Origin of the sequence: Roseovarius mucosus DSM 17069, assembly GCF_000768555.3 — a bacterium.
In the GTDB taxonomy this organism is placed as follows: domain Bacteria; phylum Pseudomonadota; class Alphaproteobacteria; order Rhodobacterales; family Rhodobacteraceae; genus Roseovarius; species Roseovarius mucosus.
The window spans coordinates 215,193-234,800 of the sequence record NZ_KN293980.1; the positions used below are offsets into that span (position 1 = coordinate 215,193).

General features: G+C 63.8%; 17 protein-coding genes and 2 pseudogenes. 7 read left to right on the plus strand and 12 right to left on the minus strand.

From position 1 onward, the window contains the following. Positions 1-10: 10 nt before the first annotated feature. Together ROSMUC_RS12090 and mutY are read right to left on the minus strand one after the other, a co-directional pair. On the minus strand, positions 11-1,150 hold the full coding sequence (locus ROSMUC_RS12090; protein ID WP_037273378.1) for an alkane 1-monooxygenase: 1,140 nt from the start codon (positions 1,148-1,150) through the stop codon (positions 11-13). 41 nt (positions 1,151-1,191) lie between these two features. Then, positions 1,192-2,253 (minus strand): A/G-specific adenine glycosylase, encoded by a 1,062-nt coding sequence (gene mutY / locus ROSMUC_RS12095; RefSeq protein ID WP_037273381.1) that lies wholly within the window; start codon positions 2,251-2,253, stop codon positions 1,192-1,194. A gap of 82 nt (positions 2,254-2,335) precedes the next feature. On the opposite strand from mutY, the gene ROSMUC_RS12100 reads away from it, so the two are divergent. From ROSMUC_RS12100 to ROSMUC_RS12110, 3 genes are all read left to right on the plus strand, one after another. Beyond that, a complete protein-coding gene (locus ROSMUC_RS12100; RefSeq protein WP_037273384.1) occupies positions 2,336-2,845 on the plus strand; it encodes a DUF721 domain-containing protein in 510 nt (169 codons plus the stop codon). A 27-nt stretch (positions 2,846-2,872) separates the two neighbouring features. Then, the gene (locus ROSMUC_RS12105) at positions 2,873-3,481 is read left to right on the plus strand and encodes a DsbA family protein (RefSeq protein ID WP_037273386.1); all 609 of its coding nucleotides are present in this window, start codon (positions 2,873-2,875) and stop codon (positions 3,479-3,481) included. Between the two features lie 113 nt (positions 3,482-3,594). Continuing rightward, positions 3,595-4,944, plus strand: a complete 1,350-nt coding sequence (locus tag ROSMUC_RS12110) for an aminotransferase class III-fold pyridoxal phosphate-dependent enzyme (protein WP_037273390.1) — start codon at positions 3,595-3,597, stop codon at positions 4,942-4,944. 83 nt (positions 4,945-5,027) lie between these two features. On the opposite strand, the gene ROSMUC_RS12115 is transcribed toward ROSMUC_RS12110, so the two are convergent. The 3 genes from ROSMUC_RS12115 to ROSMUC_RS12125 form a co-directional block, all read right to left on the minus strand. After that, on the minus strand, positions 5,028-5,312 hold the full coding sequence (locus ROSMUC_RS12115) for a sll1863 family stress response protein (protein WP_037273393.1): 285 nt from the start codon (positions 5,310-5,312) through the stop codon (positions 5,028-5,030). A 123-nt stretch (positions 5,313-5,435) separates the two neighbouring features. Next, the gene (locus ROSMUC_RS12120; RefSeq protein WP_037273395.1) at positions 5,436-6,971 is read right to left on the minus strand and encodes an alanine/glycine:cation symporter family protein; all 1,536 of its coding nucleotides are present in this window, start codon (positions 6,969-6,971) and stop codon (positions 5,436-5,438) included. A gap of 27 nt (positions 6,972-6,998) precedes the next feature. Beyond that, positions 6,999-7,433: a universal stress protein gene (locus ROSMUC_RS12125; protein ID WP_037273398.1), complete on the minus strand. Its 435-nt coding sequence runs from the start codon at positions 7,431-7,433 to the stop codon at positions 6,999-7,001. Positions 7,434-7,694: 261 nt separating this feature from the next. Between ROSMUC_RS12125 and ROSMUC_RS12130 the strand changes: the two genes are divergently transcribed. The 4 genes from ROSMUC_RS12130 to ROSMUC_RS12145 are packed head-to-tail and all read left to right on the plus strand — an operon-like array spanning position 7,695 to position 11,066. After that, complete coding sequence (locus ROSMUC_RS12130) at positions 7,695-8,141, plus strand: protein tyrosine phosphatase family protein (protein WP_102105947.1); 447 nt, start codon at positions 7,695-7,697, stop codon at positions 8,139-8,141. Further along, on the plus strand, positions 8,138-8,857 hold the full coding sequence (locus ROSMUC_RS12135; RefSeq protein ID WP_037273400.1) for a 2-dehydro-3-deoxygalactonokinase: 720 nt from the start codon (positions 8,138-8,140) through the stop codon (positions 8,855-8,857). Before ROSMUC_RS12130 ends, ROSMUC_RS12135 begins: the two co-directional genes overlap by 4 nt. Beyond that, on the plus strand, positions 8,854-10,074 hold the full coding sequence (locus ROSMUC_RS12140) for a 3-deoxy-D-manno-octulosonic acid transferase (protein WP_037273403.1): 1,221 nt from the start codon (positions 8,854-8,856) through the stop codon (positions 10,072-10,074). The genes ROSMUC_RS12135 and ROSMUC_RS12140 overlap by 4 nt, the downstream gene beginning before the upstream one ends. Beyond that, positions 10,071-11,066, plus strand: coding sequence for a tetraacyldisaccharide 4'-kinase (locus ROSMUC_RS12145; RefSeq protein WP_037273406.1), 996 nt, complete (start codon positions 10,071-10,073; stop codon positions 11,064-11,066). The genes ROSMUC_RS12140 and ROSMUC_RS12145 overlap by 4 nt, the downstream gene beginning before the upstream one ends. Here the strand turns inward: ROSMUC_RS12145 and ROSMUC_RS12150 are convergent. The 7 genes and pseudogenes from ROSMUC_RS12150 to ROSMUC_RS12180 form a co-directional block, all read right to left on the minus strand. After that, on the minus strand, positions 11,059-12,372 hold the full coding sequence (locus ROSMUC_RS12150) for a M16 family metallopeptidase (protein WP_102105948.1): 1,314 nt from the start codon (positions 12,370-12,372) through the stop codon (positions 11,059-11,061). The genes ROSMUC_RS12145 and ROSMUC_RS12150 overlap by 8 nt on opposite strands. Further along, positions 12,369-13,709, minus strand: coding sequence for a M16 family metallopeptidase (locus ROSMUC_RS12155; RefSeq protein WP_037273408.1), 1,341 nt, complete (start codon positions 13,707-13,709; stop codon positions 12,369-12,371). The genes ROSMUC_RS12150 and ROSMUC_RS12155 overlap by 4 nt, the downstream gene beginning before the upstream one ends. Before the next feature lie 74 nt (positions 13,710-13,783). After that, complete coding sequence (locus ROSMUC_RS12160) at positions 13,784-14,299, minus strand: DUF3035 domain-containing protein (protein WP_037273411.1); 516 nt, start codon at positions 14,297-14,299, stop codon at positions 13,784-13,786. A gap of 51 nt (positions 14,300-14,350) precedes the next feature. After that, positions 14,351-14,821, minus strand: coding sequence for a signal peptidase II (gene lspA, locus ROSMUC_RS12165; RefSeq protein WP_037273415.1), 471 nt, complete (start codon positions 14,819-14,821; stop codon positions 14,351-14,353). 7 nt (positions 14,822-14,828) lie between these two features. Next, positions 14,829-16,419 (minus strand): annotated as a pseudogene (purH, locus tag ROSMUC_RS12170) (bifunctional phosphoribosylaminoimidazolecarboxamide formyltransferase/IMP cyclohydrolase). 24 nt (positions 16,420-16,443) lie between these two features. Beyond that, a pseudogene (locus ROSMUC_RS12175) lies at positions 16,444-18,199 on the minus strand (heparinase II/III family protein). Positions 18,200-18,294: 95 nt separating this feature from the next. Next, the gene (locus ROSMUC_RS12180; RefSeq protein ID WP_037273418.1) at positions 18,295-19,563 is read right to left on the minus strand and encodes an RsmB/NOP family class I SAM-dependent RNA methyltransferase; all 1,269 of its coding nucleotides are present in this window, start codon (positions 19,561-19,563) and stop codon (positions 18,295-18,297) included. Positions 19,564-19,608: the final 45 nt, after the last annotated feature.

Genomic DNA, 19,608 nt, shown 5'->3' on the forward strand with positions numbered 1-19,608 from the left:
CCATATAGCCCTAGCGCGGCAATGGATTGCTCGCGCGGTTGTAGGGGCGCCAATTGGTGATCTCGGGGTAATACATCTCGCGCCAGCGGCGCACGCGGGGGTTCATCACCCGCCGCCAAATGGGCGGAACCATGGCGGCCATGGTCATCACCGGATAGCCATAGGGCAGTTGCGGGGCGTCCGCCTCGGTGTAATTCTGCAAGAGCGGAAAGCGGCGGTCGGGTTTGTAGTGATGGTCCGAATGGCGTTGCAGATTGATCAAGATCCAGTTCGACGCCTTGTGCGCCGCGTTCCAGCTATGGCGCGGCTGGACATGCTCGTATTTGCCATTGCCCAGATGTTTGCGCGTCAGGCCGTAATGTTCGATGTAATTCACCAGCTCCAATTGCCAGATCGCGACAAAGGCTTGCCAGACAAAGAGAGCAAGGCCGATCCAGCCGCCGATCAGCCCGGCCAGCAGGGCCATGAACCCTTGCAGCGCCCAATATTTGAAAAACGGATTCTTGAGATCATGCCATGGCAGGTTGCGGCGGGCCAGCATATCGGCCTCTGCCTTGAAGGCCGAGTGCCAGCTTTGCCGGAGCACGCGCGGGAAAAAGCGGTGGAACCCCTCGTTATAGCGCGCCGTGACCGGATCGCGGGGGGTGCCAACATAGCGATGATGCACCAAGAGATGTTCAGAGCGGAAATGCGAATAGAGCACCATCGCCAACAGAATGTCGCCCATGAACCGCTCGCCCCGGTTCTTTTGATGCATGAGTTCGTGGCTGTAATTGATCCCGACCGTCCCGGTGATCACCCCCACGCCAAAGAAAAGAAGGATGGTTTCCAGAGGTCTGAGATGGGCGTCACCGGGGCCGGTGACATACCAGATCAGCCAATAGAGCAGCCCGAATTGCAAAGGGGCCCAGATCAGGGTGATCGCACGATACCAGGTCAATTGATCCTCGCGCGTCTCAAGATCGGCATTCTCGGTATAAAGCCCGAGAAAGGCGTCGAGGATCGAGAAGAAATACCACGTGGCGAGCGGGAGCAGCAGAACGGTCCAGCCGCCGTTGAGCGCGCCCAGAACGCCCAAGGGCAACAGAAGCAGAGACATCCAGAAGGGCAAAGCGCGGTGCAGTTGAGCGACCTGTGCGGCGGGGATCATGGGGGTGTCCTGTGCAGTTTACACTTACATATCACGGCTTATCACGCGGAAGAGTTTAGCGCTGCCCGCGCAAGGTCAAAGACCTTTCGCATCACGGTAGGCAATTCCGCGGGGCGAAACGTTGCGTCACGTAGGAACTGGCCGCGCTCTGGTGTCGCATCCTCTGGCAGAAGCGCCACATGGATGCGGAGGCGGAGGTGGAAATGGGTGAAGGTGTGGCGGGCCTCGGCTTCCAGCTCCTGCCAGTGGGCGGCGATGGGCGGAGCGGGCGATGGGGCGTCGCCCCAATCGCTGCAGGGCCAGCCCAGCATCCCGCCCAAGAGGCCGCTGTCGGGGCGGCGCTCGAGCAGCCATGCGCCGTCGGCGCGACGGGCGACATAGGCGTGACCATGGCGCAGGGGCTTGGGCGTTTTGGGCAGTTTGCGAGGCAGGTCCGCGGCGGTGCCTGCAGCGTGGGCGGCACAGGGCGCGCGCCAGGGGCAGAGGGCGCAGGCGGGGGATTTGGGCGTGCAGATCGTCGCGCCAAGATCCATCACCGCCTGGGCGTAATCGCCGGGGCGGGTGCGGGGCGTGAGGCGGGCGGCGGCCTCGGTCAGTTCGCGCTTGGCGGTGGGCAGGGGGGTGTGGATGTCATGGAGCCGCGCTATCACCCGTTCGACATTGCCGTCCACCACCACATGCGGTTGATCATAAGCGATGGCCGCGATGGCGGCGGCGGTATAAGGCCCGATGCCGGGCAGGGCGCGCAGGCCGTCGAGCGTGTCGGGAAAGCGTCCGTTGTGATCGCGCACAACCGCGCGGGCGCATTTCAGGAGATTGCGGGCACGGGCGTAATATCCCAAGCCCGCCCATTCGCCCATCACGGCGGAATCCTCTGCCGCCGCCAGATCGGCAACGGTGGGCCAGAGCGTTGTGAATCGCAGGAAATAGGATTTGACCGCCGCGACGGTGGTCTGTTGCAGCATCACCTCGCTCAGCCAGATGCGGTAGGGATCGGGGCGCCCGCCGCCCGCGCGGGCGGCGGGGCTGATCCGCCACGGCAGGTCTCGGGCATGGGTATCATACCACGCAAGCAGGCTCTCAGCCTCGGCGAAATAACGCATAGTTTATCCCTCTGCCCCGCAATCTGCTCTGGTATCCCCTGTCACATGCCATAGATTAGCGCCATTGAGGAGAGCGCCAACCATGACCAGCCGCAAGGCCGCGACATACGGGTTCAAACGCACCTCGGCGTTGCTGCAGACCAGCATCCGCCGCGCCTCGGAAAGCCGTGGATTCGCACAATCGCGGCTCTTGACGCATTGGGCCGAAGTGGTGGGCGAGGACATCGCCGCCATCGCCCGCCCGGTCGAGGTCTCTTATGCGCGGCAGGGGATGGGGGCAACGCTCACGCTGCTCACGACCGGCGCGCAGGCCCCGATGCTGGAGATGCAAAAGGAAAAGCTGCGCGAGCGGGTCAATGCCGTTTACGGCTACAATGCGATTGCGCGTATTCGTATCACCCAGACAGCCCCCGTGGGTTTTGCCGAGGGGCAGGTGGATTTCACCCATCGGCCCAAGGAGGCGGCGATGCCCGCCTTGGCCCCCGAGACACTCCAAGCCGCCAGCAGCCTTGCCGCGCCTGTCACAGACGACGGATTGCGGGCCGCGCTGGAAAGGCTGGCGCGCAACGTGTTAACCAAGCAGCAACACTGACCGACCCATCAGACCAAGGATAAAGACATGAAACACATGATCGCAACCGGGGCGCTGGCCCTTGCCATGCTCACAGGCCCCGCCGTGGCGCAAGAGACCGCCCCCGATACGTCGCAGATCGTCGAAATGACGATGGGGCCAGAGGATGCCAAGGTCACGATTGTGGAATATGCGTCCTTTACCTGTCCGCATTGCGCGAATTTCCACAAAGGGCCGCTCAAGCAGTTGAAGGCTGATTACATCGACACGGACAAGATCCATTTCATTTATCGCGATGTCTATTTTGACCGGTTCGGCCTATGGGCGTCGATGGTGGCGCGCTGCGGCGGGCCCGAGAAATTCTTTGGCATCTCTGATATGCTCTATGAGCAGCAGCGCGAATGGACCCAAGGCGAGCCCGCCGCGATTGCTGACAACCTGCGCCGCATCGGCAAGGTTGCAGGGCTTGAGCCGGACGCGGTCGAGGCCTGCCTGAACGACACCGACAAGGCCAAGGCGCTGGTGGCCTGGTATCAAGAGAATGCCGAGGCCCATGGCGTCGAGTCGACGCCGACCCTGGTGATCAACGAGCAGAAATATTCCAATATGGCCTATGACGATCTCAAGGCGATCATCGAGGAAAAGCTGGCGGAGTGATCCGCCACGCGGGATGGGCCGGGATTGGTGTTCCGGCCCCTTAATCCCTCTGGACAGTCTCTCGCGGCGGTGGCAGAATTTGATCAAATTCCCACCAATGCCGGAGCACCCCCATGAAAGACGACAATTTCCTGCGTGAGATGAACGCGCGCCACCTGTGGCACCCGATGGGGCATCCCGGCGAGCAGCAGGCCAACGCGCCCAAGATCATCAAGAGCGCCTCAGGTGTGCGGATCACCGACATTGACGGGCATGATCCGGTGGATGCGGTGGGGGGCCTGTGGTGCGTGAACCTTGGCTATTCCAACGATGTGGTGAAGCAGGCGATTTCCGATCAGCTCTGGCAATTGCCCTATTATTCGGCCTTTGCCGGCTCGACCAACCCGGCGGCGATCGAGGCGTCCTATGCGGTGCAGGAATTCTTTGCCGAAGATGGGATGACGCGCGTCTTTTTCACCTCTGGTGGGTCGGATAGCGTGGACACGGCGCTGCGCATGGCGCGGCAATATCACCGCCTGCGGGGGGAACCCACGCGCACCAAGTTCCTGAGCCTGAAAAAGGGCTATCACGGCACCCATTGGGGCGGGGCGAGCGTCAATGGCAACAACCGCTTCCGCATCACCTATGAGCCGCTCTTGCCGGGCTGCTATCACCTGCCCAGCCCCTATACCTATCGCAATCCCTATGACGAGACCGATGGGGCCAAACTGGCGCAGAAGATTGCCGCGGCCATGGTGGATGAGATCGAGTTTCAGGACCCCTCGACCATTGCCGCCTTTATCATGGAGCCCATTCAGGGCGCGGGCGGGGTGATCGTGCCGGATGCCTCCTTCATGAAGCTTATGCGCGAGATCTGCGACCGCTACGGCATCCTGATGATTTCGGATGAGGTGATCACCGGGTTCGGGCGCACCGGCGACTGGACCGGCGCGCGGCATTGGGGCGTCAAGCCCGACATGATGACCATCGCCAAGGGCATTACCAGCGGATACTTCCCGGTGGGCGGTGTGGTTCTGGGCGACAAGGTGGCCGATGTCTTTGAAAAGGCGGGGCCGGAAGGCAGCATCTGGACCGGCTATACCTATTCGGCGCATCCCGTGGGGGCGGCGGCTGTGGTGGCCTGCCTGTCGGAAACGCTGCGGCTTGATACCAAGAGCAATGCCGCCGTGCGCGGCACGCAGCTCTATGAAGGAGTCAAGAAGCTGGCCGAAAAATACGACATCATCGGTGATGTGCGTGGCGGCCATGGGTTGATGATGGGGATCGAGCTGGTCAGCGACCGCGCCAAGAAAACGCCGATGGATGCCGCGACCATGAAGCGGGTGCATCAGGCCACCTATGAGGCAGGCGCGATGGTGCGTCTGGGGGCGCATAACATCCTGATGTCGCCGCCCCTGGTGATTTCCGAAGCTGAAATCAACGTGATCCTGTCGGCGCTCGATGCCGGGTTTGCGGCGGCCTGAGCAGGCAATCCTACCTCTGAAAAAGCACGCAAGCGCCTGTTATGGCGCTTGCGTGACGGCAATTGAAGAGGTTTGGCAGCTCTTCAGCCAAACCGACCCCATGCTGACTTCATGGCCTTGGACATGTTATCCCATGCCTCGTCGGCGCCGGTCTTGAAATCTTTCCACGCCTCGATGCTGGCGGCCTCAATCTTGTCATACTCGGCTGCCATTTCGGCGCGTTTTTCGCGCAGCTCTTTGATTTGATCCTGATACTTGATCTGCATGTCGGCAGAAGCCTCGCGCGACTGGGCTTGCAACTTGTCAATTTCGGCTTTCCATTGATCGAGTTGGGCGTGCAGCTTTTTCTGATATGTCTCTTTGTCCATAACTGGTCCTCCTTGAGGGAAATCGTCGTATCGTTCTGACATTTATCTATGCATGATCTCCCTGAATCCAAAGGGGCCGGCGGATGTCCGCCGGCCCCCATGATTGTCAAATCGGGTGAAAAGTTACTCGAACTTCTTGATTTCGCCGGACTTCAGGCGGCTGAGATAGCCGTCAAGCTCGCGTTTGACGATGGGCATCAGGAAATAGAGCCCGATGATGTTGACCACCGCCATGGCAAAGATCGCCGCATCCGAAAAGTCGATCACCGGGCCGAGGTTGGCGGCCGCACCGATCACCACGAAGATGCAGAAGATCACCTTGAACACCAGTTCCTTGGTCTCGCCTTCGCCAAAGAGGTAGGTCCAGGCCTTGAGCCCGTAGTAGGACCAGCTGATCATGGTGGAGAAGGCAAAGAGCACGACGGCAATGGCCAGCACATAAGGAAACCAGCTGATTGCGCTGCCAAAGGCCGCGGAGGTGAGACCCACGCCGGAGGTGCCGCCGACAGTCTGGATCGCCGTGCCCGCCTCGTTGAGCAGGTAGTTGCCATCCGGTCCTGCAACCAGCTGTCCCGTGATGATGATCACCAGCGCGGTCATGGTGCAGATCACCACCGTGTCGATAAAGGGTTCAAGCAGCGACACGAAACCTTCGGTGATCGGTTCCTTGGTGCGCACCGCCGAATGGGCGATGGCGGCGGAGCCGACGCCGGCCTCGTTGGAAAAGGCCGCGCGCTTGAAGCCTTGGATCAGCGCGCCGACCATGCCCCCCGCAACGCCCAGCCCGGTAAAGGCCCCTTCGAAGATCTGGCCAAAGGCCCAGCCAATCTGATCGGCATTCATCGCGATGATGATCAGCGCCGTGCCAACGTAGAGGATGCCCATGAAGGGCACGATTTTCTCGGTCACCTTTGCGATGGATTTGAGGCCGCCCACGATCACCGCAAAGACCACACCGGCAAAGATCACGCCGGTGATCCAGCCCGGATAAGCGCCGACGATGCCGGCAATCTGCTGATGCGCCTGATTGGCCTGAAACATGTTGCCGCCGCCGAGCGCGCCGAGGATACAGAAGATCGAGAACATCACGGCGAGGATTCTGCCACCGGGCAGGCCGCGTTCGGCAAAGCCCTTGGTCAGGTAATACATCGGGCCGCCCGAGACGCGGCCGTCGGGGTATTCGTTGCGGTATTTCACGCCCAAGGTGCATTCGGTGAATTTCGACGCCATGCCCATGAGGCCCGCAAGGATCATCCAGAAGGTCGCGCCGGGGCCACCGATGCTGACCGCGACGGCGACGCCTGCGATATTACCAAGGCCCACGGTGCCCGACAGGGCGGTGGCGAGCGCCTGAAAATGGCTGACTTCGCCGGCATCGTTGGGGTCGGAATAGTCGCCTTTGACCAGTGCGATGGAATGACCGATCGCGCGGAATTGAATAAAGCCGAAATAGAGCGTGAACACGGTGGCACCGATCACAAGCCACGCCACGATCCACGGAAAGGAAGTGCCCGGAAAGTTGGAAAAGATCAGATTGACGAACCAGCCGGTTGAATTGGCGAAAATCTGGTTGACCTTTTCATCAACGGATTGTGCATGGGCGGGCATGGCGAGCATCGCCGCCCCGACCGCCGCCGCAGGAAATGCGTATCGAGTCATTTTTGTTATCCCTGTTGTTTCTTGCTGTTATGGAACAATGGTGCAGGGCACCGGGGCCGTCTGCACAAGCGCACCGGCGACCGAACCGAACACCCGCGCGCCGATCGCCGACTGGCCATCACGTCCGATGACGATCTGGACGGCGTTCACCTCTTTGGCGATGCGGCAGAGCAGATCGGCGGTGTTGCCATAGCGGATCACGGTTTCAACCGGCATGCCGCTGTCCTTCAGTTCCGTAACGACGGTTGAGGTGATCGCCTTTTCTGCGCGCTCCATCTCTTCGCGGCGGCGCTTATGGCGTTCTTCCAACTCGCTGGCCGTCAGGAAGGAATAGGGCGACCATTCCAGCACATGTGCCAGCACGATAGTGCCGCCTTGTGCGCGTGCGCGCTCTACCGCGAATTCCAAGGCGCGCCGCGATGACACGCTGCCGTCGTAGCCGACGACGAATTTTCCAGACATGACAGGATCTCCCTCGCTGTTGTTGTTACTTGTCCGGGCATCCAGACGTTGCCCGGTAGTCTACTCTACCAGAGGTTACGTCTGCGGTTTTCCCGGATTTCCCGGATTTGCAGGCCGAATGCCGTAAATTTCGGCAAAAATCGGGATGTGCTGCAAGAATCTTCGTCTTTGGTGCTGAGGTCTGCGCGTGACGTATCGCCGCGCGCTGCTCTGTCACTGCCGCGTGTGTGCCATTGAATCCGGATCGGGATTTGCGCATAGATGGGGCAAACCCTGCTGGAGAGCCTTATGGACCTGCGCCCGATCACCCAAGATTTTACCGTATCCCCGCAGATCGAGGTGGGGGATGTGGCCGCTGTTGTCGATGCCGGATATCGTTCGATCCTTTGCAACCGCCCGGATGGCGAGGATTACGGGCAACCGGCCTATGATGCCGTTGCCGCCGCAGCAGAGGCGGCGGGGCTTGCGGTGCGGTGGGTGCCTATTGTGTCGGGGCAAATGACACAGGCCGCATTGGATGAGTTTCGCGCAGCACTCGATGAGATGCCCAAGCCCATCCTTGCCTATTGCCGGACCGGCACGCGCTGCACGATGCTGTGGAGCATAACGCGGTTTGACGATCTGGGCGGGGATGAAATCCTGCGCGCCACCGCCGAGGCGGGCTATGATATGTCCGGTCTCGTGGCGCAGCTTGAACGCCGGCAATGACCGACTGGGCCGTCATCGGCCATGACGGAGAGAGGGCGCGCGCCTTTGTGATGCAGGGTGCGCGGATTGTTCAAGAGGCCACGGCCCCCGATGAGTCGGCCGCGCGGGCCATGCTGGCATCGATGCCGCACAGGATTTTCCGGGTTGGAGAAGGGCAGGGGGATCGCCTGCCAGCACAGATCATGCCGCAGGGTGCACGGGGGCTGGCACCGCTTGTGCAGGACAACCCGCCCGATGTCATCGACGCCTGGGTGCGTCTGTTGCTGATCGGGCTCTTGCAGGGACGGGCGCAATGGGACGGTGTGGCGTGGGTGGTCGGGCGCGACCTGAGCCATTGGGTGCATCTGAGTGCGGGCGAGGCTGTGAGTTGCCAGAGTTTCATGACGCCAAGGCTGGTGCGGCTCTTGGGGGGCGCCGCAGAGCCTTGTGATGTGGCCCTGGCCGATACGTTGAGCCGCCCGGAGCGTCTGGCGGCGTATCTGCGTGGGGCTGAGGTGCGCGGGTCTGCGACGGCGCTGACGGGTCACCTTTTGGCGGCGGAACTGGCGGCCGCGCGCCCCTATTGGCTGGGACAGAATGTGGTGCTGGTCGCGTCGGGTGACGCGGCTGAGAGCTATGCCGTTGCGCTGCTTGGGCTTGGCGTGCCGGTTGAGAGGATCGCGCCCGAGAGCCTGATTTCGCCTGCTCTTGTGGCGATTGACGGGGCGATGGCATGAGCCGGTCGCTCAGCCTCTCGGCCTATCTGGCCTATGCGCGCCGGGCTGGGCGCGCAGGGCCTGCGCCGGATCAGGCGCGCCCGCCGGGGCCGCTTATCTGGGCGCATGCGGTCGATGCGGCGCGGGCCGATACGCTGGTGCATCTGGCCGAGCGTTTGGCGGCGCAGAGGCGGGGTCTTCATCTCTTGCTGACCACGGCGAGCACGACACCCGCGCGCACCGACACGGCGGCGTCGGTCGTTTGGCAGACGGTGCCCGAGGACAACCTGCCCGCCGCCGAGGCATTTCTGGGCCATTGGCGGCCTGATATATGCCTCTGGACCGGGGGCGATTTGCGGCCTGCGTTGTTGATTTGTGCCGCGCGCATGAACATTCCTCTCTATCTTGTCGATGCCGATGAAGAGAACCTGGATCGGGCAAGCTGGCGCTGGTTTCCCGACATGCCACGTGCAGTCTTGGGGTTGTTCACGGAAATCCTGACACGAACCGAAGCGGCGGCGCGGCTGGTCCGCCGGTTTGGGGCGCCCGAGCGGATCGTGACCGTGACGGGCGCGTTTCAGGAAGGGGCGATGACGCTACCCTTTAGTGTCGCCGAGCGCGAAGAGATGGCGGGCCTCTTGCGCAGCCGTCCGATCTGGCTTGCGTCGCGTATCCACCGCGACGAGCTGGCCACGGTGCTGGAGACGCACCGAGAGGTGAGCCGTCTGGCGCATCGTAGCGTTCTGATCGTGGTGCCGGACGATTTGCAGGATTGCGCCGAGATGCGCGCCACGCTGGACGCGCAGGGCTGGCGGGTCGCGGTCTGGTCCGAAGGCGAGATGCCAAGCGAGACAACGCAGGTAATTCTGGCCGATACGCGGGGCGAGATGGGGCTGTGGTATCGTCTGGCCCCGGTGACATTCATGGGCTCGTCGCTGGTCTCGGGCCAGCATGGGCGCGATCCCAACGAGCCTGCCGCGCATGGATCGGCGATCCTTTATGGCCCCAACGTTGGCCGCTACCTCAACCGGTATTCGCGCTATGCCGAGGCCGGGGCGGCGCGGATCGTGCGTGACAGCGCGACGCTCACGGCGGCGGTGCAGCGGTTGATTGCGCCGGATCAGGCGGCGGTGATGGCCCATGCGGCCTGGGATGTGGCCTCGCGCGGGGCGGCGGTGACCGACCGGATTCAGGATATGCTGCTGGATCGGCTGGATCGGCTGGACGCCGCGCGATGAGCCTGCCCGCGCATTGGTTCACGCCACCGGACCGACCCGGCCTGCGCGCGCGGTTGTTGACGCCTTGGGCGCACTGGCGGGCGCGCGGCAAGCGGGTGGATGGCGACGGCTGGCGTGCGCCGGTGCCGCTGATCTCGGTCGATGCATTGGCGGCGGGGGGTGTGGGTGCGTTGCCTGCGGTGCTGGCGGTGGTCGGGCATATACAGCGGTTGGGGTTTGCGCCTGTGATCCTTGCGCGGGGCGGGTCGGGACCGCTCCGGGTAGAGCCGCGCCGCCATGGGGCGGCAGAGGTTGGGGCGGCTGCGCTGCTGGCTGCGGATTTCGCGCCGACCTGGGTTGCGTCCGACTGGGCATCGGGCGCGCGGGCGGCCTTGGCTGAAGGCGGGGCCGATTGTCTCGTGATGATGGGGGGGCTGCGCGATCCGGCGCTGGTCAAGGATGTATCCATTGGCGTGGTCGATGCGGTGCGCGGGTTTGGCAACGGACGCTGTCGCCCGGCGGGGCCGCTTGCGGAACCTCTGGCGGTGGCGTTGGCGCGGGTTGATCTGCTGATCCCGGTCGGGCCGCGTTCCGCCCAAGAGCGATTTGCAGAGCTTTGGGCCGAGCGGCTCGACATGCCAAGGATGCCGGGCGATCTGCAGCCGCTGCCCACCGGCATGGAGTGGGCGGGGGCGCGGCTCTTGGCCTTTGCGGGGGGTGAAGATCCGGGGCTCTTCTTTGCCACCTTGCGCGGGCTTGGGGCAGAGCTTGTGCGCTTTGAGGCGTTGGCGACAGAGGAGGCCTATGGCTCGGCCCTGCTCGCGCGGCTGGAGCGCGAGGCCTACCTGCGGGCTGCGCAACTGGTCACGACGGAAGAGGACGCCGTGCGTTTGCCAGAGGCGTTTCGGCGTAAGGTCTTAAGCCTGCCGATGCGGCTGAATCTGCCGGACATGGCCCCACTGGATGCGGCCCTGACGCGTGTGGGATTGCGTCAGGGCGGCAAGGTCAGTTGATCGTGCTGTCCAGCCCTTCGGGCTGACCCACCACCACAAAGGTGAGCGCCTCGGGATCAAGGAGGTCGCGCGCGACGCGGTTGATGTCCTCGAGCGTGACGGCATTCACCTTGTCATTGCGGGTGGTGATGTAATCGGTCGGAAGCCCCTCCATCTGCATGCCGACGGCGATGTCGGCGATGGGGCCGTTCCCCTCGAATTGCAGGGGATAGGCGCCGGTCAGATAGGTCTTGGCGTTTTCCAGCTCTTCGGGGGTGACGCCGTCGGTGTGCATCCGCGCCCATTCGTCGCGAATGACGCTAATAGCCTCGGCGACGCGGTCATTGGCAGAGGCGACCGAGCCCATCCAAAGCTGGGCCGCGTCCTTGTCGGCAAGATAGGAATAGACACCATAGGTCAGCCCGCGTTTCTCGCGCACCTCGGTCATCAGGCGGCTTTCAAAGCCGCCACCGCCGAGGATATGGTTGAGGATATAGGCGGCGAAGAAATCCGGATGATCGCGGTCAATGCCGGGTTGGGCAAAGGCCACGATGGATTGCGGGGTGGCAAAATCCGTGACCTTGACGCCGCCGGGCAGGTTGGGATTGGCCGCGCCGGGCAGGGGGGCGCCGGTTTCGGGCAGGTCGCCAAGAAGCCTGTCGAGGAGGGTGGCAAGCTCTGCCTCGGTGATGTCGCCCACGGCAGAAACATAGATCCGGTCCCGCGCAAGCGCCCCCTGATGCGCGGCCACGATGTCATCGCGCGTGAGCGCGGTCACGCTCTCGGCCGTGCCATCAAGCGATGATCCATAAGGATGATCGCCGAATACGAGGCCGTCAAACGCCTTTGCCACGATATCGCGCGGGTTAGTTTGGGCGGAATTGATAACCGAGAGTATTTGCGCGCGCACGCGCTCGATGGCGTCCGGGTCAAAGCGCGGTTCCACGAGGCTGGCGCGCAAGAGATCAATCGCCTGATCGCGGTTCTCGGTGAGGAATCGGGCTGAGACGCTGACGCGGTCGTCATTGACGGAATAGCGGAAGTTGGCGGCGAGGGATTCAGAGGCGCGCGCAAAGCCCTGCGCGTCCATCTCGGCGGCCCCTTCTTCGAGAAGCCCGACCATGAGGTTTGTCACGCCACGCTTGCCCTCGGGGTCAAGCGAGCCGCCGCCGCGAAAGCGCAGTTCGAGCGCAACGAAGGGGATCGAGTGATCCTCGACCAGCCAGGCATTCAGTCCGCCGGACGTGGTGATTTCCCGCACGTCGATATCTGCGCGTGCGGGGAGAGCGGCCATCAGCAGAACAAAACTCAGAACAAAACGGATCATTGCGTGACCTCCGGTGCCATAAGCCAGCCTGTGACGGATTGCGTGCGGTCCAGCACATCGCGCGCGGCCTGCATGATCTCTTCGGCGGTGGTGGCCTGGATGAGAGCGGGCCATGCCTGCACATCGGCCACGGTCAGGCCTTGGGTCAGTGCCTGACCATAACGCTGGGCCAAGCCCCCGGCATCGTCACGGGCATAGGTTTCCGAGGCGCGGAACTGCATCTTGATACGCTCAAGCTGGTCGGCATCCACGCCGGTTTCGAGAAAGGTGATCAGCGCCTCGTCCATCGCGGCTTCGGCCTGTTCCAGAGTGACACCGGGGGCGGGCACGACAAAGAGGTCAAAGGTGGTGTCATCGAGCGACAGGCCCGAGTAGGACGCGCCGACCTGCACCGCCGTCTGGGTCTGAAACTGAAGTTTCTCGACCAGAAGCGAGGTTTGACCGCCGCCCAGAATATCGGCGAGCAGGGTCAGTGCCGCGGCTTTTTCCTGTGCGCCGCTGTCGCGCTCGGGTGCCAGATAGGAGCGGGTGACATAGGGTTGCGATACGCGCGCGTCGCGCATGGTGATCCGGCGTTCCGCCAGTTGCGGTGGCTCTTGCGGGCGGACGCGTTCGGGCAGGTCGGGATTGGCGGCGATGGGGCCGTAATAGGTTTCGGCCAAGGCGCGCACATTCTCGGGGGTGACATCGCCCGCGACGATCAAGATGGCATTGTTGGGGGCATAGAAGGTCCGGTAGTAATCAAGCGCCGCGTCGAGATCGAGCGCCTCCATTTCGTGTCGCCATCCGATGATCGGCACGCCGTAGCGGTGATTGAGATATTGCATCGCGTTCTTTTGTTCACGGAACAGCGCGCCGGGGCTGTTTTCGACCCGTTGATTGCGCTCTTCGATGATCACGTCGCGCTCTGTCAGGATGTCCGCCTCGTCCAGTTGCAGATTGGTCATGCGGTCCGATTCCATCCGCATGATCAGCTCAAGACGGTCGGCGGCGATACGTTGGAAATACGCGGTATAGTCATAGCTGGTAAAGGCGTTGTCCGAGCCGCCGTTGCGCGCCACGGTGGCGGAAAATTCGCCCGGTGCCATGGTCTCGGTGCCCTTGAAGAGCAGATGTTCGAGGAAATGCGCGACGCCCGACACGCCCGGTGTCTCGTCGGCGGACCCGGCACGATACCAGAGCATCTGCGTGACCACGGGCGCGCGGTGATCCTCGATCACCACCACATCAAGCCCGTTGTCGAGCGTGAAATGCGTCACCTGATCGGCAGTCGAGGCCGATGTCGGGGCAGCAAACGGCAAAAGGGCCAGCGTCAGCCCGGCGAGGAAATGTCGCATATACGGTCTCCGGTCTATGTCGCGTTTGATTTGGTAGATACGCCTTGGCCGCGCCGTTTCAAGCGGGGTGGCGTTCACTCTGGCGGGGGCGGACTCGCCGGTGTTACCACGCCACGACTGCGCAGGTAGCGTTCTTCGGCATAGGCATCCAGCCATTCGCGGCGGTAGGCCTGCACGTAATCGTCGCCCGGCAGGAAGCGCAGCACATCGACGCGGCCATGCGCCTGACGCAGCGCCTTGTCCTCGGCGGCGAGAGTCTGGCGGATGGCCGGGGTGGTGGCCCCGAAACGGTTGGCATGATTGACAAGCGCGCCGTTGCTCGCGACCCCGCCTGCCGGATTGCCGCCAAGGGCGGCCACGCCATCGGCGAGGGGATTTTGATCGGTGAGGTTGCTGCCGCCAGGGTTCGGCGCGGGTAGGCTGGCCAGATCCTCGGGCGTTTGCAAGGGCTTGCCGGGAATTATGGAAAACTCGTCAGGCCCGTTTCCGGTATGACGAATCTTGCTGAGCGTGACGTCGTCGCGCCCGCCGCACCCGGCCACGAGCGTGGCCACAAGAAAGGTCAGAACTGTCTTTCGCGGCATCGTCATCGCCACTCTCCTGCAAGGTCATGGGAGCCTTATCGCATTCAATGCGCAAGGTCACGAGGGCTTTTTGCCCGAAGGCAGCAGAACCATGCCAAATGCACCGGCAAACACGGCGATATCGGCCACGTTGAATGCATAGGGGTTGGAAATCCCGCAACAGGACATGTTGAGAAAATCCGCCACCGCCCCATAGATCAGCCGGTCGATCACATTGCCGAGAGCGCCGCCCACCAGCAGCCCTGCGGCAAAGCGGTGCCAGCGCCCCAAGGGTTCGTTATGCACCCACCACAGAACCGCGCCCGAGATGACCAGCGCCACGGCAATCAGTACCCACCGGGTGAGCGGATCATCGCCCGCCAGAATCCCGAAGTTGATCCCGTAGTTCCACGCCATGCGCAGATTGATAAACGGCGGCCAGAGGTCGATGGAACCGAGGCTGCGCAGGTCCATCATATGCACCACAAGATACTTTGTGGCCTGATCCAGCAGGAAGACCCAGAACGCCGTCCAGAATACGATCCGCATCGGCGCGTCAGTGCCGGAAATGGCGCATGCCGGTGAAGACCATGGCCAACCCCGCCGCATCCGCCGCCGCGATCACCTCATCATCGCGCATCGAGCCGCCGGGCTGAATGATGGCGGTGGCACCCGCCTCGGCGGCGGTCATCAGCCCATCGGCAAAGGGAAAGAACGCATCCGAGGCCACGACGCTGCCTTGGGTCAGGGGCGCGGCCAGCCCGAGGGTTTCGGCCATGTCCACGGCCTTGCGCGCGGGCAATGCGGCAGCTATCGACCCGGCTCATCTGGCCCGCGCCCACGCCGACGGTGGCCCCGTCCTTGACGTAGACGATGGCGTTGGATTTGACGTGTTTCGCCACTTTCCAGGCAAAAAGCAGATCCGCCAACTCGCGCGGGTTGGGCGCGCGTTTGGTCACAACCTTGAGATCGGCGGCGCTGATACGGCCGTTGTCCTTGTCCTGCACGAGATAGCCACCCGAGACCTGTTTGATCATCCGCCCGGCAGTGGCAGGATCGGCCAGCCCATCGGTCAAGAGCAGGCGCAGGTTCTTCTTCTTGGCAAAAATACTCATGGCGCCAGCGTCTGCGCCAGGGGCAATCACCACCTCGGTGAAGATCTCTGCAATCTCTTCGGCGGTGGCCGCGTCGAGCGGCTGGTTGAGCGCGATGATGCCGCCAAAGGCGGAGGTGCGGTCACAGTCGAAGGCGTGTTTGTAGGCCTCGAGCAGCGTCGCGCCGCGCGCCACGCCGCAGGGGTTGGCATGTTTGATGATGGCGCAGGCGGGGCCATCGGCGGGGGCAAATTCGCTCACCAGTTCAAAGGCTGCGTCAGTGTCGTTGATGTTGTTGTAGCTCAGTTCCTTGCCCTGCACTTGCCGGGCGGTGGCCACGCCGGGGCGCTCTGAGCCATCGGTGTAGAAGGCCGCCGCCTGATGCGGGTTTTCGCCGTAGCGCAGCGTTTGTGCCAGCGTTCCGGCAAAGGCGCGGCGGCGTGGCGCGGCATCGCCTATGGCCCCAGCCAGCCATGTGCTGACCGCCGCGTCATAGGCGGCGGTGCGGGCATAGGCGATCTGTGCCAGACGCTGCCGGAACGCCCGTGTCGTGTGGCCATCATGCGCATCAAGTTCCGCCAGAAGCGGCGCGTAATCGGCCACATCCACCACCACGGTGACAAAACCGTGGTTCTTGGATGCGGCGCGGATCATCGCCGGGCCGCCGATGTCGATATTCTCGACGCAGGTCTCATAGTCGCCGCCGCGCGCCACGGTTTCCTCGAACGGATAGAGGTTGACGACCAGAAGGTCGATGGCACCGATGCCATGCGCCTGCATCGCTGCCTGATGCTCGGGGTTGTCGCGCAGAGCCAGAAGGCCGCCATGTACCATCGGGTGCAGGGTTTTGACGCGCCCGTCCATCATCTCGGGAAAGCCTGTCACCTCGGCCACGTCACGCACCGCGAGGCCCGCGTCGCGCAGCGCCTTGGCGGTGCCTCCGGTGGACAAGAGTTCGACCCCGCGCTCTGCCAATGCGCGACCAAGCTCAAGAAGCCCGGTCTTGTCGGAAACAGAGAGAAGGGCGCGGGTGATGGGTGCTTGATCGGTCATGTCGGGCGGTCCTGCCTTGTCGGTTCAGTCGTCAGCCACGGGATCAAGCGCCTCCTCCTCGACATCGCGGATGCCGACCGGAGTATCTTGCGCCTTGGCCAGTGACCATCTCAGATGGGTCGCATAGTCCATCGCGCGACCGGATAAAACGATCTGTTTGGTCGCACGCGGTTTGAGGCGCGTTTTTTCAAGATACACACTTGGTTGCAAGGACAAAGCGGCGTGCCCGTCGCTGCGGAATACCCAAATTTCGCCGCTGCGCAGCGCCAGGGACACCGCAGCCCCACCCATATCGACCGAAGCGTCCACATCGGGGTGCAGATGAAAGCGGATATCATAGGCGATACCCTGCATTCGGCTGTCGTCAAGGGCGCGGTCAAAGCGGCGTTTGTCCATCTCCTCGATGGCGAGCAGCATGTCTTCTGCCCGCAAGCCCACGGCCGTCCGAGGTAAGATCGATTTGCCGAACATGGGTCAGGCCATGGCTGCGCCGATAGCCGTCCTGCGCCCCTTCGAAACGCAGCCCGTCGGGGGCCTTTGTCAGGTTGACCGGCACATTGCGCGGGGCTTCACTCAGCCATTCGGGGTGGCGTTTGTCGTTGCTGAGCCGCGCGCTGGATCCATTGGCAAGCACAAGTGTCGAATGCGAGGGCGTGGCGCGTCCCGCGCGTCGCCAGTCTGGTCCAAAGCTGTTGCCCGAGCCGCAATTGACGATCAGCGGGCGCCGCCCCGAGGTCAGTTCGAGCGCAAGGGTTGAGGCATGCGCCCCGGCAGAGGCCGGGCCGGTGGGGGGCGGTGCCGCGTCTATGATGACGCTGGTGCGGCCCGCGCCAAGCCGGGCAAAGCCCATGGCGAGCCCATCCATGCGCCGGGTCTTGACCCCACTGGTGGCAAGCGCGCTGTCAAGCCTCCCCTCCAGCCCGCGCCCGCCGCCGTGAAAACGAGCCAACCCGCCATCGGCATGGCGCAGGGTGCGCAGGGTGGGAGCGATGCGTTCGATCGCGCGCCAATGCGCCTCGCCTGCGGTTCGACCGGATTCGCTCAGGGCCATGGCGGCCCAAGTGAGCAGGGTGAAAACCTCGAGCAGTTCCTCGGGATTGCGCGTGGGCACACCGCCTTGCGCGTCAATCTGGTCGGAGCATTCTCGTGCCAGTGCCGTCAGCGCCGGGTCGAGATGCGTTTGCATCCCCTCAAGCGACAGCCCGGCATAGATGAGGCCGGTCAGCGCCTCGAACCGGGGCAGGCCGGGGCGGGCGGCCTGCCAGCGCCTGGACAGGAATGCCGTCTGTTGTGCCAAGGACCGAAAAAAGGGGGCGGAGGCCTCTGAGGGTTGACCACTGAGCACGAAGAGCGCTTGGCTGATCCAGCGAATCAAGCGCCGGCCAGTCAGGTCCGGGGTCCAGCCCGGTCCGGTGCCTTTGCCGTAGCGATCGATCCAAGCCCAAAGCCAGGCTTGCGCGCGCGCGCGCGCCGGGGTGTCGCCTGCTGCCGCCAAATCGTCGAGCCAGCCAAAGCCGTGCAATTGCGCGGCAAATGCCGCGTCGGGCGGATCGAGATCCCAGATGCTGGTGTCCGGTGCCTCGACCAAGTGCCCGGCGAAGACAAAATTGCCGGCGCAGAGTTGTCGGCCACGGGCAAGGTAGCCGATGCTGCGCGGCTCTGGCTGCGACAGAAAGGCGGTGGCGGGACGGCTGAGAGCGGCGCGGCGTGCCGCCACGCGGTTCAGCAGGCGCGACCAGCGCTCTGGCCAGCGTTCTGGCAAGGGATCGGATGTGGACATATGCCGTGCCTCTGGACGCTTCTTTCGGCGTTGATGGAGGCACTATAGCGGTGGGGTGTGGTCAAGTCACCGTTTCTTTGAAGGGGCTGGTGGCGTTAAAATCGCAGGCAGGCGATGTAGAATCCATCCATTCCGCCCAGGTCTGCCCAGTAATCGGGCCGCAGGCGCAGCCCGCCCTCTTCGGTGATCCAAGCCGGGTCAATTCCGGGATGCTCCAAGGCGACCCGGTCGACGCGCAGGCCGGGGTGACGTGCCAGCGCCTCTTCCACCTGACATTCGCCTTCGTCGGGCAAGAGCGAACAGGTGCAAAAGATCAGCCGCCCGCCGGGCTTCAGCAAGGTCAGCGCATGGTCGAGCATCTCGGCTTGCAAGCTGATAAGCGCGCCAAAGTCTGAGCCGTCCTTGGCGTGAGGCAGGTCGGGGTGACGCCGGATGGTCCCGGTCGCGGAACAGGGCGCGTCAAGCAGGATGGCATCATAGGGCCCGCCCTGATGGGTGCGCGCATCCTCGACCCGGCACGTGGCGGCAAGGCCGGTGCGGGAGAGGTTTTCGGCCACTCGCGTCATGCGGCGCTCTGACAGGTCGAGAGCTGTGACTTGTGCGCCCGCCGCCGCCAATTGCAGCGTCTTGCCGCCAGGCGCGGCACAGAGGTCAAGCACCTGCTCGCCGGGTTTGGGGGCCAGCACCTGCACCGGCAGCGCGGCGGCCGCATCCTGCACCCACCACGCGCCCTCGGCATAGCCGGGTAGGGCCGAGACCTGCCCGGGATCGGTGCGCCGCAGCGAGCCGGTGGGCAAAAGCGTGGCCCCCAGTCGGTCGGCCCAACCCTCGGGGTCGGATTTCACGGTGATGTCGAGGGCGGCCCCGGCGAAATGCGCGCGCTCCATGGCGGTGACGGCACCCTTGCCCCAGGCCTCGACCAGCGGACCGCGCAGCCAGTCGGGCAAGCCGGGCAGTCGCAGGTCGTTCCAACTGCGCGGTGCCTCGTCGGCCAGTTTGCGCAGCACGGCGTTGACCAGCCCCTTGAGATTGGCGTGCCGCGCGCTCTGACCCACGATGTCAACGGCGGCATTGACCACGCCATGCGACTCGCCGCCCTGCGCCAGTTCGACGGTGGCCAAGCGCAGCACGTTATAGACGGGCAGAGGCGGTGTCTTGCGCAGGTGGCGGGACAAGAGGCGGTCGGCGCGCGCCAGCCCGCGCAGCGTCTCAGAGGCCAGCCGTTGCGCGCGTGCGCGGTCGGCGGGGCTGAGCGGGTCGAGCGCACCCCCTGCGATGAGATCGGACAGGAGCCGCCCCTCGCCCAACACGCGGTCGAGCAGATGCGCCGCGGCTGAGCGGGCGGTGGCGGTGTGCTTTTTCATGGGCCATGTCCTTGGCGAGGGGTTGGCTGTGCGATATATCAGGGG